The following is a 13217-nucleotide window of genomic DNA, read 5'->3' as shown; positions in this document are numbered from 1 at the left end:
CTCCCCGCCGGCCGGCTTACAGCCCGACGGCGGTTTCGAGGAGGTCGAGTTCGGCGTCGAGCTGGTCGAGCATGGGGTGCAGATCGGGGACGGTGCGGCGGCACCCGGTGAGGCCGAAGACGATCTGGTCGTCGCTGCTGGTGCAGGTGATGTTGAGCGCCTGACCGGTGGTCGGGATCGACAGCGGGTAGAGGGATTCGAGCCGGGCGCCGTTCCAGTACAGCGGAGTTCGGGGACCGGCGACGTTGGAGATGACCACGTTGAACGGCGGTCGCAACGGGCCGCGCCGACCGAGGAACATCTCCACGCCGAGCGGGGCCGCGCCGAGAGCGCTCATCGCGAGAACCTGGGCGGGGCTCATCGCCTGCAGGGCGGCCTTGCCCTCGTTCATGCAGTTCCGCACGGTCTCGAGGCGGTGTGCGGGGTCGGGAAGGTGGGTGGCCAGGTTGCACATGAGCACGCCCACCCGATTGCCGCCGGGCGCACGGTCGCCGGTACCGGTGTGCGGTGCGCGCAACGAGACGGGAACCATCGCGATCAACGGATTGTCCGGCAACGCGTCCCGGGTGTGCAGGTAGGCCCGCAGGGTGCCCGCGCACATCGTCAGCACGATGTCGTTGATGGTGGCGTCGGCGTGCTTGGCCAGCAGACGGATTCGCTCGAGAGGGAACGAGCGGGCGGCCACGTGGCGGGCGCCGCTGATCGGCACGTTGAACACGGTGTGCGGTGCGGTGAGCGACACCGCACCACCCTTGCCGCGGCGGGCCCGATCGACGGTGCCCAGCGCTGCGGGCAGCAAACCGGCCACCTCGCCGGCCGCGGACCGGGCGGCGTCCCACGCCATCGACGGCAACGCGGCACCGAACCCCGAGGCACCGAACCCCGCGGTGTCGACGACACCGGTGGCCGCGGGTGCCGGGACGGCGGCGAGTGGAGTGCGCGGCTGCCAGGGGGCGGGCATGTTCCGTCGGTGCGGGTCCTCGCTCATGCTGTCGCGGAGCAGTCGCATGGCCGACGAACCGTCGGCGAGCGCGTGGTGGATCTTGGTGTAGACGGCGTAGCGGCCGTCGGCCAGTCCCTCGATCAGGTGCATCTCCCACAACGGGCGGCTGCGGTCGAGCAGGGTGCCGTGGAGCCTGGAGACCAGCGTCATCAGTTCGGCCATGCCACCGGGCTGGGGGAGTGCGTCCCGGCGCACGTGGTGGTCGAGATCGATGTCTTCCTGCCGGAGATGGTCCCAACCCCACTGGCCGAGGGAGGTGACCGAACGGCGGGCACGTTTACGGAAGGGCGGAGCCACCTGGTCGCCGGCCAGGGCGCTATCGAACAATGCCCGCATGTCGGCGGCGGATGCCCCGTCCGGCGGATTGAAGACGGCCAGGCCGCCGACGTGCATCGGGTGCTCGCGCGACTCGCCGAGGAGGAACAACGAATCGGTCGGTGCCATCGGTAACAGCATGCGTGTCCTTACCGTTCCCGAAACGGGATCCGCCGGCGCGGATCCATTCCCCCCGGAACTGCTCTTAATTCTTGTGGTGCTCTTTGCCGTGCCCGAGGTAACGGTTGTATGTGTTTACCATCACAAACCGGTCTCGCTGTTTGTATTTGTACAGCACAGAAGAGGTTTCCGCCACCGGTACAAATCGGGCGATTCGAAGTCGGCCGAACGGTCGGGCGTCCAATCCGTGCCGGCCCACCCGTCTTGCTCGCCCAATGTCGCAGCGGATCAATCTGATTGACCGGCTGTGACATTGGGCGACCGACCGCTACGTCGGCTGAGCTACCGTCTGCCTATGGACGACGGTCGACTGGAGGCACTCGTTGCGCGCGCCCGGGCGCTGGCCGACTCGGGACAGCGTCGCATTCTCGGGATCGCCGGGCCGCCGGGTTCGGGCAAGAGCACGGTGGCGGCGGCGGTACTCGCGGCGCTGGGATCGTCCGCGGTGGTGGTGCCGATGGACGGATTCCACCTGTCCGGCGCGGAACTCGCCCGGCTCGGCCGCGCGGGTCGTAAGGGCGCACCCGACACCTTCGACGCCGCCGGCTTCGTGGCGCTGCTGCGCCGACTGCGGGAACCCGGGGAGGAGACGGTGTACGCGCCCGAGTTCCACCGCGAGGTCGAGGAATCCTATGCCGGGTCGATCGCCGTCCCGCCGGACGTTCCGCTGGTGATCACCGAAGGCAACTACCTCCTCCTCGACGACGGACCCTGGTCGCCGGTGCGTGGGCTGCTCGACGAGGCGTGGTTCCTCGTCCCGGACGACGACGAGCGGGTGTCGCGCCTCGTCGAACGCCACATCCGATACGGCCGGACAGCGGATCGGGCCCGGGAGTGGGTGCGGCACAGCGACGAGAAGAACACCGCGGTGATCGCGCCCGGCCGGGCCCGCGCCGACGTCGTCGTCCGCGGCGACCCCGTGTGATTCAGGCCGGGTAGTCGATCGGCTCCAACCGGCCGCTGGCGAGGGAGCGGGTCGCGGCCTCGGCGATTGCCTGGGCTTTCAGCGCTTCCGACAGGGTCGGACCGATGGCGGCGCCGTTCTCCAGTGCGTCGACGAAGTGGTCGAGTGCGGTGCGGTAGCTGGCGCGGATCCGCTCGAACCAGCCCGCATGCAACCCGTCGTCGACGACGCGGCCCGCGCTGTACCGGGACACCGACCCGGCGCGCTGGCGGCGTGCCTCGACCATCCCCGTCGAGCCGAGCACCTCGATGCGTTCGTCGTAGCCGTACCCGATCCGCCGGGTGGAGTCGATCTGGACGAGCGCGCCGCCGGGGAGGCGCAGCGTGACTGCCGACGTGTCGACGTCGCCGTACTCGGCGAGGCGGGGTTCGGCGAGCGTGGACCCGGTCGCGAAGACGGACTCGGGGTCGAGCCCGGAGATCCACCGCGCCAGGTCGAAGAAGTGGACGGTCTGGTCGCGCATCTGCCCGCCCGAGACCGCGATGTACTCGAGCGGCGGCATCGCCGGACCCCGGCTGGTCATCTGGATCAGCTCCACCGAGCCGATCTCGCCGGACGCGACCACCCGCTGCAGTTCGGCGTAGTCGCGGTCGAAGCGGCGGTTGAAGTCGACCATCGCCCGCAGCGACCGGGTGTCGGCGAACCGGACGATGTCGACGGCGCGCGCGAGGTCGAGGTCGATCGGCTTTTCGCACAGCGCCGGGATGCCCGCGGTCGCCGCGCTGCGGAGGTGTTCGGCGTGGGTGTCGGTGGACGACGCGACGAAGACGGCATCGATTGCCGTGGGGTCGAAGACCTCCGCGAGGTCGGTGGTCGCGCGGCTGCCGTGCCGCTTGGCGAGGTCCGTCGCGCGAGCGAGATCGATGTCGAAGACGAGGGCCAGGTCGACGTCGGGGTGCGCGGCGAGGTTGGCGCCGTGCACGCCGCCGATGAATCCGGCTCCGATGAGGGCGAAACGTTGCATGTCAGATACCGACCTTTTCGTGTGCGAAAGCGGGGACGACCCAGGCGGAGTCGGCGGAGTGGGAGGCGGCGGTGGCCTCCACGAACTGGACGCCGATCAGGCCGTCGCGCCCGGTGGGGAAGGACAGATCGCGGATGGTGGTGGGTTCGCCGTCGCGGCGGGCGCGCAACTCGTCCGCGAGGTCGCGGTAGAAGTTCGCGAACGCCTCGAGGAAGCCCTCGGGGTGCCCCAGACCGGGGCGGGTGAGCCGGCCGGCGTCGTCGGACAGCGTGCGCATCCCCTGCGCGAGGATCGTGGTGCCGCCGTCGAGGTCGCGGACCGTCAGGTGGTGGGGATCCTCGTGCCGCCATTCGACGCTCGCGGTGTCGCCGAAGACCCGGATGCGCAGGCCGTGCTCGTTGCCGGTGGCGGCCATGCTCGCCCACAGGGCCGCGGGGGCGCCGTTGGAGAGGGTGAGGCGGACGGTCGCGTTGTCGAACACCCGGCGCCCGGGGACGAGGGTGTCCAGTTCGGCCGACACCCGGGTGGCCTCGAGGCCGGTGATGTAGCGCAGGAGGTGGAAGGCGTGGGTGCCGAGATCGCCGACGACGCTGGGGAAGCCCGCGACGTCGGGGTCGGTGCGCCACCGCGCCTGCCGGTGCTCGCCGAGTTCGAGGGGCGTGGCCGCCCACCCCGACGCGTGCTCCACCGCCACGAACCGGATCCGCCCGAGGTCGCCGTCGCGGACCATCCGGGCCGCGTGCCGGACCATCGCGTACGCCGAATAGCAGTGCGGGACGGCGAGAATCGCGCCGGAGGACTCGGCGATCGCGACCAGTTCGGCCGCCGACTCCGAGTCGCGGGTGAGGGGCTTCTCGCACACCACCGAGATGCCCGCCTCGAGGAACGTGCGCGCGATGTCGAAGTGGCTGTCGTTCGGGGTGGTCACCGCGACCACGTCGACGCCGTCCTCGCGGGCAGATTCGCGTTCGGCCATCTCCCGGTAGTCGCGGTAGGTGCGGTCGGCCGGTACGCCGAGGCTCTCCGCGATCCGCGCCGACGACGCACCGTCCCGTCCGAAGACGCCCGCGTGCAGGTCGTATCGGTCGTCGAGGCGCATCGCGTAGCGGTGGGTCTTCCCGATGTCGGCGCCTTCGCCGCCGCCGACCATGCCCGCGACCAGGCGCAGGCTTCCGTGCTTGCTCAACTCGACTCCTTCGGGAAAGGGACAAACGTGGACCGGTCCCAGTTGTGATGAGCGTAACACGGGTGCCGCTCCATATGCTGTGCACCGTGAACGAATCAGATCGCGGCGCACCGTCGTTTCGCCCACCGACGATCCGCGACGTGGCCGCGCGGGCGGGTGTGTCCAAATCGCTGGTGTCCCGGGTTCTCCGCGGCGAGGCGAATGTCAGCGCCGCGCGTCGCGAGCAGGTCACGCAGGCGATGAAGGAACTCGACTACCGGACGAACACCATCGCCCGCGGTCTGTCCGAATCCCGCAGCGGCACGGTCGGGGTGATGCTCAACGACCTGCGCAACCCGTGGTTCGTCGAATTACTCGAGGGCATGACGACCACCCTCGACGCCGTCGGCATCGCCCCCGTCCTGGCCGACAGCCACATGGATCAGCGCGTCGGGCGGGACACCGTCGAGACCCTACTGTCGCAGAGGATCGACGGGCTGGTCGTGGTGGGCACCACCGACGCGGGCGCCGCGATCGAACGGGCCGCCGCACTCGTCCCCGTGGTCCTCGCGGGCACCCACGAACCGAGTCTTCCCAACGTCGACATCGCCGCGGACGACGACGTCGCCGGGGCCCGGTTGGCCACCCGGCATCTGCTGGACCTGGGTCATCGGCGGATCGCCTACCTGCAGGGGCCGGGAGTCGTGGGCGCCCTGCGCCGCGACGGGTTCACCGCGGCGATGACCGAGGCCGGGTGCGGCGACCTCGCGTCGGTGCAGTTCGCCGGCATGACCGAGGAGAGCGGTTACGTCGCGGCCGGGCGGGTGCTCGACGCGGAGCAGCGGCCCACGGCGATCCTCGCGTTCAACGACGTGACGTGTGTCGGGGCGTTGTCGGCGGCTGACGACCGCGGGCTCCGGGTACCGGACGACCTCTCGCTGGTCGGGTACGACGACACGTATCTCGCGCGCATCCGGCATCTGTCGTTGACGTCGGTGAACAACGGCAACTTCGCGGTCGGCGCGCAGGCCGCCAAGTTCCTCCTGCAGCGGCTGGAACGGCCGTCGCAGGCGCAGCGCATCCATCTGCACACGCCGACGTTGAGCATCCGCCGTTCCACCGCGGCACCCGGCTCGTCGGCGAGGGGGTGACCGCGGTGGAACGGCGGAAGCGGTTACTACTGTGGGGTTTTGACCGCGAGGACCGGGATCGGCGATTGCAGGATGAGGCGTTGGCTCACGCTGCCGAGTAGGGCCTTGCCGACCGCGCTCCGGCGCTTGACGCCGATGACGAGACGTTGGATGTCGGGCCGGTCGTCGAGCAGGTCGAGCACGGCGGTCGCGGGATCGCGGTCTCCGCGGCCGATCCGGTCGAGGACGGTCACGCCGTCGTCGGCGAGGGTGTGCACCTCTTCGGGTTCGGTGAGGGACAGGTTCACCACCAGGAGGTCGGCACCCAGCATGGCGGCTTCCTTCTTGCCGGCGAGGAGGGCGTGCGATCCTTCGGAGGAATCGGTCACGGCTACGAGCACTGTCATGGGATCAACCTTTCATGGGACACGGTGCGGCTGTCACGAATAGTCGCGCCGGAACTGGTCTTCGAGCTCCTCGAGGGAGCGGCCGCGGGTTTCCGGAACCTGGGTCTTGATGAAGACGAGTGCCAGCACGCCGAGGCCCGCGAAGATGAAGAACGTCGCACCGATTCCCAGTGCGGCCACGACGGGTGGGAACAGCAGCGCGACAAGGGCGTTGGCGATCCACAGCGCGAAGATGCAGACGCCGATGGCGAAGCTGCGGATCTTCAGCGGGAAGATCTCCGACAGCATCAGCCAGACCAGGGGGCCGATCGTGCCCTGCATCGAGAAGACGAACAACACCACGAACACCAGGATCAGATACGCCTTGAGGGTGCCGTCGGGCAGCAGGAACGCGGACAGGCCGACGAGCACGTGGAACGTGGTGGTGAGGGTGAAGCCGCCGATGAGCATCTTCCGGCGGTCGATCCGGTTGATCAGGGCGACGCCGGTGAGGACGCCGAGCACGCTGAACAGGCCGTTGAGGGTATTCGCGACGATGGCGGCGTTGGAGGAGAATCCGGCGTCGCCGAGCAGTTGCGTGCCGTAATACATCACCGAGTTGATGCCGGTGGCCTGCTGGAACACGCCGAGGCCGACGCCGATGAAGATCAGGCGGCGGATCCACTTGACCGACAGGTCCGCGGCGCCGCCGGTCTGCGAGAGCTTCTCCTCCTCGGCGAGCGCCCGGACTTCCGCCATCTCGGCGCGTGCCCGCTCCGGGGACCGAACCTGGAGCAGCACGGCGAGCGCTTCGTCGTCCCGATCCTGCGACATCAGCCAGCGCGGGCTCTCCGGCATCCGCAGCATTCCGGCGAACAGGACGATGGCGGGGGTGACGGCGACCAGAAGCATGAAGCGCCAGACGCTTTCGTGCTCACCCCAGATGTTGAAGATGACGGCGTTGATCACGAAGGCGGCGAACTGCCCGACGACGATCATCACCTCGTTGCGGGAGACGACGCTGCCGCGGCGGTCGGCGGGAGACATTTCGGCGAGGTAGACGGGCACCGTCGCAGACGCGCCGCCGACCGCGAGGCCGAGGATGAAGCGGAACAGCGCGAGTATTTCCCAAGTCGGGGACAGCACGCAGCCGAGCGTCCCGATCATGAAGATGATCGCGAGAACCAGGATGTTGTGCCGGCGTCCGAATCGATCGGACATCCGTCCGCCGATCAGGGCGCCGATCGCGGCGCCGAAGATCAGGATGCTCACCACGAAGCCCTCGGTGAACGAGGTGAGATGGAGGTCTTCCTTCAGCGGTGCGAGTGCGCCGTTGATGACTCCGGTGTCGTATCCGAAGAGCAGGCCGCCGAAGGTGGCGACGACGGCGATGATTCCGAGTCTGTGCGAGTGCCGCCCGGGGGCGTCGGTAGTCGGGGACGGGGCGGTAGTTCGGGATAGATCGCTGGCCATGAACATCTCCTCGACGTATTCCATGTGCAGAACACGTAATGTGTTTATGTCCGGACAAAGCTAACCCATTGTGACTCGGCGCACAACGGCAATCTCATCGGCGGGTGGCTCTCACGGCGTAATTGCGCATTTGCTACCGACGAGTAATAGAGCGAATGATCTGTTATTGTTCGGCGTATGCCCAGGCCACGCGTCCACGACCTCGACGAGGCGCTCGATGCCGCGGAGCGCCTGGCAGTCGAGGGCGGACCGAGTTCGGTGACCCTGCGCGCGGTCGCCGCCGCCACCGAGATGTCCAACGGCGCCATTTACCACGCGTTCGGTTCCCGGGGAGGTCTGGTCGGACGCGCCTGGTTGCGGGCGGCGCACCGGTTTCTCGACCTGCAGCAGGCGTCGGTCGAGCGGGCACTGGAGCGGGGTCCCGTGGACGCCGTCGTCGCGGCCGCCGACACTCCCGCGGTCTTCGCGGAGAAGTTTCCGCAGTCGTCTCGGTTCCTTCTCACCGTCCGCCGCGACGAACTGCTCGGATCGGATGTTCCCGAGGACGTCGCCGCCGAGTTGTCGCGGCTCGATTCCGTCCTCGTCGCACTGTTCATCCGACTGGCGCGTGCGCTCTGGGGACGTAAGGACGGACGCGCGGTCGAGGTGATCGAGGCGTGCGTCGTCGGACTCCCCACCGGACTGCTGCTCCAGGCCCGGCGAAAACCGGACGCCGCGATGCGTCTACGACTCGAAACGGCCGTTCGTGCCGTCCTCGCACTCGACCCTCCGCCTCCGCGGAAACGTCACGACACCGACACGAAAGGCCCCTCATGACCGCCACCCTGACCTACCGGGACGCGATCGCCGTCCTCGACTTCGGCGACGACGAGAACCGTTTCTCCCCGGAGTGGCTCGACACCGTCGACCGGCTCCTCGACGACGCCCACGAACACGGCGCGCAGGCCCTCGTCACCACGGCGACGGGCAAGTTCTACTCCAACGGCCTCGATCTGGACTGGCTGCTGTCCAACGGCGACCGCGCCGACTGGTACGTGGGCCGCGTCCAGGCGCTGTTCAGCCGTATTCTGACGCTCCCGCTGCCGACGGTCGCCGCCGTGAACGGGCACGCGTTCGGTGCCGGTGCCATGCTGGGCATCGCCCACGACTACCGGGTGATGCGTTCCGACCGCGGGTTCTACTGCTTCCCGGAGGTCGACATCCGCATTCCGTTCACCCCGGGAATGGCGGCACTGATCCAGGCCAAGCTGACGCCGCAGACCGCGATCACCGCGATGACCACCGGTCATCGTTACGGCGGCACCGAAGCGCAGGCCACCGGACTGGTCGACGGGACCGCACCCGAAGGTGCGGTCCTCGACGCCGCCGTCGACCTGATCGCCCCGCTCGCGGGCAAGGACTCCGGAACCCTCGGCGCCATCAAGGCGACGATGTTCGCTCCGGTCGTCACCGCGCTCGCGGCGGGGCGATCATGACGTGAAATCGGTTGTGTGACTGCGTCCGTCAGGCACCCGGCACGTGCAGGATCAGGGCGTCGCCCTGTCCGCCGCCGCCGCACAGAGCCGCGGCGCCGGTGCCGCCGCCGCGTCGCTTCAGCTCGAGCGCGAGGTGCAGCACCACGCGTGCGCCCGACATGCCGAGCGGGTGCCCGATGGCGATGGCGCCGCCGTTCACGTTGACCTTCGACGGGTCGATCCCGAGTTGCCGGGTCGACTCGATGCCGACGGCGGCGAATGCCTCGTTGATCTCGACGAGGTCGAGGGACGCGGGGTCGAGACCGTCACGGGCGCAGGCCTTGTCGATGGCGTTGGCGGGCTGCTGCTGCAGCGTCGAGTCCGGTCCGGCGACCACGCCGTGTGCGCCGATCTCGGCGAGCCATTCGAGTCCGAGTTCCTCGGCCTTGGCCTTGCTCATCACCACGACGGCAGCAGCGCCGTCGGAGATCTGCGACGCGGATCCGGCGGTGACGGTGCCGTCCTTGCTGAAGGCGGGACGCAGCTTCGACAGCGACTCGGCCGTGGTGTCGGCGCGGATCCCCTCGTCCTCGGTGACGACGAGCGGGTCGCCCTTGCGTTGCGGGATGGACACGGGAACGACCTCGTCGTCGAAGAGTCCGTTCTTCCACGCGGCCGCGGCGCGCTGATGTGAGGCAGCAGCGAACGCGTCCTGCTCCTCGCGACCGATCTTGTCGGTGTTCGCGTTCCGGCTCTCGGTGAGGGCGCCCATCGCCTGGTCGGTGAAGATGTCGTAGAGGCCGTCGTAGGCGAGGTGGTCGACGAGGGTGGTGTCGCCGTACTTGAAACCGCCGCGGGAGCCGGGCAGCAGGTGCGGTGCCTGCGACATCGATTCCTGCCCGCCGGCGACGACGACGTCGAACTCACCGGCGCGGATCAGCTGGTCGGCGAGGGCGATGGCGTCGAGACCGGACAGGCACACCTTGTTGACCGTCACGGCGGGCACCGACATCGGGATGCCCGCCGCGACCGCCGCCTGCCGGGCCGGGATCTGACCGGCGCCGGCGGTGAGGACCTGCCCCATGATCACGTACTCCACCAGTTCCGGTGCCACCCCGGCCTTGTCGAGGGCGCCCTTGATGGCGATGCCGCCGAGGTCGGAACCGGACAGGGTTGCGAGCGAACCGGTCAGGCGGCCGACGGGAGTCCGGGCGCCGGCGACGATGACGGACCTGGTGGAAGAAGTCATGGGTGTGTCCTTCGGGTAGTGGCGAATGTCGTTCAGACGAGGACGGATTCGCGGATGTCGAGAGGGGTTCCGGTGGCCGCGACGACGTCGTCGACGGTGACGCCGGGGGCGAGTTCACGCAGGGCGAGGGTGCCGTCGCCGACCACGTCGATGACGGCGAGGTTGGTGATGATCCGGTTGACGACGCCCTGGCCGGTCAGCGGCAGGGTGCAGGTGTCGAGGATCTTGGCGTTGCCGTCCCGGTCGGTGTGTTCCATGAGGACGATGACGCGGCTGGCGCCGTGCACGAGGTCCATGGCGCCGCCCATGCCCTTGACCATCTTTCCGGGGACCATCCAGTTGGCGAGGTCGCCGGTGCGGGAGACCTGCATGCCGCCGAGGACGGCGGTGTCGATGTGGCCGCCGCGGATCATCCCGAACGACAGGGCGGAATCGAAGAACGCGGCACCGGCGTTGACGGTGACCGTTTCCTTGCCCGCGTTGATCAGGTCGGCGTCGATGTTCTCCTCGGTGGGGTACGGGCCGGTGCCGAGGATCCCGTTCTCCGAGTGGAGGGTGACGTTGACGTCGGTGCCGAGGAACCCGGGAATGAGGGTCGGCAGGCCGATGCCGAGGTTGACGTATTCGCCGTCGACCATCTCCGCGGCCGCGCGCGCGGCCATCTGGTCACGGGTCCATCCGTTGGTGCCGGTCATCGAGTGGCTCCTTCCGTGCTGCTGACTGTCCGCTTCTCGATCCGCTTGTTCTGGGGGCCGGTCTCGACGATGCGCTGAACGAAGACTCCGGGCAGGTGTACCTGGGCGGGGTCGATGGTGCCTGCGGGGACGAGTTCCTCGACCTGCGCGATGGTGATCTTTCCCGCCATCGCGGCGAGGGGGTTGAAGTTCAGGGCCGTCTTGTCGAATACCAGGTTGCCCGCGGTGTCGCCGCGCAGTGCGTGGACGAGCGCGAAGTCGGCGGTGATGCCGAGTTCGAGGACGTAGCGCTTGTCGCCGAAGACGCGGGTCTCCTTCGGCGGTGAGGCGAGCGCGACCGATCCGTCGTCGGCGTACCGCCACGGCAGGCCGCCGTCGGCGACGGGGCTGCCGACTCCGGCCGGGGTGAAGAAGGCGGGGATGCCGGCGCCGCCGGCGCGGAGGCGTTCGGCGAGGGTGCCCTGCGGGGTCAGTTCCACCTCGAGTTCACCGGCCAGGTACTGGCGGGCGAATTCCTTGTTCTCGCCGACGTAGGACGCGGTGACGCGGCGCACCTGACGGGATCCCAGCAGAATGCCGAGCCCGTGGTCGTCCACGCCGCAGTTGTTGGAGAAGACCTCGAGGTTGCCCACACCCGAGTCGGCGAGCGCGCGGATCAGCGCGTCGGGGATTCCGCACAGGCCGAACCCGCCGACGGCGATCGATGCGCCGTCGGACACGTCCGCGACAGCTGCTTCCGGGGTGTCGAACACTCTCGATCCCATGTGCATCCTTTCTTCTGGCCGCCGAACCCGGCGAATCCCTCTGCCCGCGACTGTCCGTCCATCCAGTGGACGGACCCTCGTGGGGTGTCTCACTTCACTAAAAGGGGTCCCTGCATGCATTTCAAGGAAAACCCTCAGAGTGCTCGCGGTCTGGACGATGGACGCGGGAGCGTTCACTGAGTGGACGTATACTGCGCTGATGGACGACACGCAGCGCCCGCAGGTGATCCACCGCGTGAGTGCCCTCCTGCGGGCAATCGGGGCGCTCGACACGTCGGGATCCTCGACGTCCGCGCTGGCACGGGAGACGGGACTCGCCCGTCCCACCGTGCACCGCCTGCTCGTCTCGCTCGCCGACGAGGGGCTGGTGGACCGCGACCAGAAGTCGGGCAAATGGTCGCTCGGCCCGGAGTTGTATCTTCTCGGATCGCTCGCCGCCAGCCGCTACGACATCACCGACCGGTCCCGCGGCGTCCTGCGCGACCTCGCCCGCGAGACCGGCGAGAGCGCATTCCTGTCCGCCCGGCGCGGCGACGAAACGGTGTGCATTGCCAGTGAGGAAGGCAGCTTCCCGCTACGGTCGCACGTGCTGTACGTCGGGATCCGGCTTCCGCTCGGGGTGGCGTCGGCGGGGATGGTGATCTTGTCGCACATGCCGGAACGCGACGTCGACGACTACCTGAACCGCGCGGACGTCACCGGCGAATGGGGGCCGCAGCACAGCCGGGAGAAGATCGCCGAGCGCATCGCGGAGACCCGCCTCAACGGCTACACCGTCAACCCCGGACTGCTCGTCGAGGGCAGTTGGGGGATGGGCGCCGCCGTCTTCGACGCGCAGGGATCACCGGCCTGGGCACTGAGCATCACCGGGGTGGAGAGCCGGTTCCGGGAGGAACGACGCCGCGAACTGGGCGAACTCCTCCTCCGCGCGGCGCACCGGCTCACCCAGCTACTCGCCGACCGGCCACGCAGCCGCGGCTGAACCAGCAGTTGCCGTGGTCGTTGGGATCAATCGGCAACACGGCCCACCGTCCGGTCCGGGAGCACACCCGCCTGCACCAGTTCGTCGTAGATGCGCTGCTGCTCGGGGTCGAGACCGGAGTAGAGCATGTCGTACGCCCGCTCTTCTTCCGCGAGCACGGCGACGGGATCCCAGTCCTCGCCGATCGCCTCGAGCACCGCGCTGCGCCGCCGCGCCTCGTCCAGCGTGAGGTCGAGAGCGAACGAGAGTTCGGAGTCGCTACCCATGTGGTCACCTTCGTTTCGCGGTCGCCGATGTCGAACGGGCAAGGGTCCCTCGAGCCGGCCCGAGATCACAATGACCTGGATCACGTGACGACGACCGCGCCCCGCTCTCCGGGTGGAGAGCGGGGCGCGGTCGGTGCGGGGTGGGTCAGGCCTGCAGGCCGGCCTCGATCTCGAGGGTGATGGTGATCTTGTCGCCGACGACGGCGCCGCCGCCTTCGAGGGGCATG

General features: G+C 68.9%; 14 protein-coding genes. 5 read left to right on the top strand and 9 right to left on the bottom strand.

The window, feature by feature from the left end:
• Positions 1 to 16 precede the first annotated feature (16 nt).
• Positions 17 to 1459 (bottom strand): wax ester/triacylglycerol synthase family O-acyltransferase, encoded by a 1443-nt coding sequence (locus tag ACFTWF_RS32940; protein ID WP_378465283.1) that lies wholly within the window; start codon positions 1457 to 1459, stop codon positions 17 to 19.
• 334 nt (positions 1460 to 1793) lie between these two features.
• Here ACFTWF_RS32940 and ACFTWF_RS32935 point away from each other — a divergent pair, with 334 nt between their 5' ends.
• Complete coding sequence (locus ACFTWF_RS32935) at positions 1794 to 2423, top strand: nucleoside/nucleotide kinase family protein (protein WP_378465282.1); 630 nt, start codon at positions 1794 to 1796, stop codon at positions 2421 to 2423.
• A gap of 1 nt (position 2424) precedes the next feature.
• On the opposite strand, the gene ACFTWF_RS32930 is transcribed toward ACFTWF_RS32935, so the two are convergent.
• Both ACFTWF_RS32930 and ACFTWF_RS32925 read right to left on the bottom strand, forming a co-directional pair.
• Positions 2425 to 3426 (bottom strand): Gfo/Idh/MocA family oxidoreductase, encoded by a 1002-nt coding sequence (locus ACFTWF_RS32930; RefSeq protein ID WP_378465281.1) that lies wholly within the window; start codon positions 3424 to 3426, stop codon positions 2425 to 2427.
• Between the two features lies 1 nt (position 3427).
• The gene (locus ACFTWF_RS32925; RefSeq protein WP_378465280.1) at positions 3428 to 4612 is read right to left on the bottom strand and encodes a Gfo/Idh/MocA family protein; all 1185 of its coding nucleotides are present in this window, start codon (positions 4610 to 4612) and stop codon (positions 3428 to 3430) included.
• An 86-nt stretch (positions 4613 to 4698) separates the two neighbouring features.
• Between ACFTWF_RS32925 and ACFTWF_RS32920 the strand changes: the two genes are divergently transcribed.
• Complete coding sequence (locus tag ACFTWF_RS32920; protein WP_378465279.1) at positions 4699 to 5742, top strand: LacI family DNA-binding transcriptional regulator; 1044 nt, start codon at positions 4699 to 4701, stop codon at positions 5740 to 5742.
• Positions 5743 to 5768: 26 nt separating this feature from the next.
• Here the strand turns inward: ACFTWF_RS32920 and ACFTWF_RS32915 are convergent, their stop codons facing one another.
• Together ACFTWF_RS32915 and ACFTWF_RS32910 are read right to left on the bottom strand one after the other, a co-directional pair.
• Positions 5769 to 6128, bottom strand: coding sequence for a universal stress protein (locus ACFTWF_RS32915; RefSeq protein ID WP_378465278.1), 360 nt, complete (start codon positions 6126 to 6128; stop codon positions 5769 to 5771).
• Positions 6129 to 6161: 33 nt separating this feature from the next.
• The gene (locus ACFTWF_RS32910) at positions 6162 to 7580 is read right to left on the bottom strand and encodes a sugar porter family MFS transporter (RefSeq protein ID WP_378465277.1); all 1419 of its coding nucleotides are present in this window, start codon (positions 7578 to 7580) and stop codon (positions 6162 to 6164) included.
• A gap of 177 nt (positions 7581 to 7757) precedes the next feature.
• On the opposite strand from ACFTWF_RS32910, the gene ACFTWF_RS32905 reads away from it, so the two are divergent.
• Together ACFTWF_RS32905 and ACFTWF_RS32900 are read left to right on the top strand one after the other, a co-directional pair.
• Positions 7758 to 8396: a TetR/AcrR family transcriptional regulator gene (locus ACFTWF_RS32905; protein ID WP_378465276.1), complete on the top strand. Its 639-nt coding sequence runs from the start codon at positions 7758 to 7760 to the stop codon at positions 8394 to 8396.
• Positions 8393 to 9055, top strand: a complete 663-nt coding sequence (locus tag ACFTWF_RS32900; RefSeq protein WP_378465275.1) for an enoyl-CoA hydratase-related protein — start codon at positions 8393 to 8395, stop codon at positions 9053 to 9055. Before ACFTWF_RS32905 ends, ACFTWF_RS32900 begins: the two co-directional genes overlap by 4 nt.
• A 28-nt stretch (positions 9056 to 9083) precedes the next feature.
• On the opposite strand, the gene ACFTWF_RS32895 is transcribed toward ACFTWF_RS32900, so the two are convergent.
• The 3 genes from ACFTWF_RS32895 to ACFTWF_RS32885 are packed head-to-tail and all read right to left on the bottom strand — an operon-like array spanning position 9084 to position 11742.
• Positions 9084 to 10283: an acetyl-CoA C-acetyltransferase gene (locus tag ACFTWF_RS32895; protein WP_378465274.1), complete on the bottom strand. Its 1200-nt coding sequence runs from the start codon at positions 10281 to 10283 to the stop codon at positions 9084 to 9086.
• Between the two features lie 32 nt (positions 10284 to 10315).
• Entirely contained in the window at positions 10316 to 10978 is a 663-nt protein-coding gene (locus ACFTWF_RS32890) for a 3-oxoacid CoA-transferase subunit B (protein ID WP_378465273.1), read from the bottom strand.
• Positions 10975 to 11742 carry a CoA transferase subunit A gene (locus ACFTWF_RS32885; protein ID WP_378465272.1) on the bottom strand — a complete coding sequence of 256 codons (768 nt, stop codon included), beginning with the start codon at positions 11740 to 11742 and terminating at the stop codon, positions 10975 to 10977. The genes ACFTWF_RS32890 and ACFTWF_RS32885 overlap by 4 nt, the downstream gene beginning before the upstream one ends.
• 199 nt (positions 11743 to 11941) lie before the next feature.
• Between ACFTWF_RS32885 and ACFTWF_RS32880 the strand changes: the two genes are divergently transcribed.
• Positions 11942 to 12724, top strand: coding sequence for an IclR family transcriptional regulator (locus ACFTWF_RS32880; protein ID WP_378465393.1), 783 nt, complete (start codon positions 11942 to 11944; stop codon positions 12722 to 12724).
• Between the two features lie 26 nt (positions 12725 to 12750).
• Here the strand turns inward: ACFTWF_RS32880 and ACFTWF_RS32875 are convergent, their stop codons facing one another.
• On the bottom strand, positions 12751 to 12990 hold the full coding sequence (locus ACFTWF_RS32875; protein ID WP_087555278.1) for a DUF6400 family protein: 240 nt from the start codon (positions 12988 to 12990) through the stop codon (positions 12751 to 12753).
• Between the last annotated feature and the right edge of the window lie 227 nt (positions 12991 to 13217).

The sequence above is a fragment of the Rhodococcus sp. NPDC056960 genome, assembly GCF_042674125.1.
Classification (GTDB): domain Bacteria; phylum Actinomycetota; class Actinomycetes; order Mycobacteriales; family Mycobacteriaceae; genus Rhodococcus_F.
The sequence above is the reverse complement of the archived record's forward strand: the minus strand, read 5'-3'. Positions and strand labels throughout refer to the sequence as shown.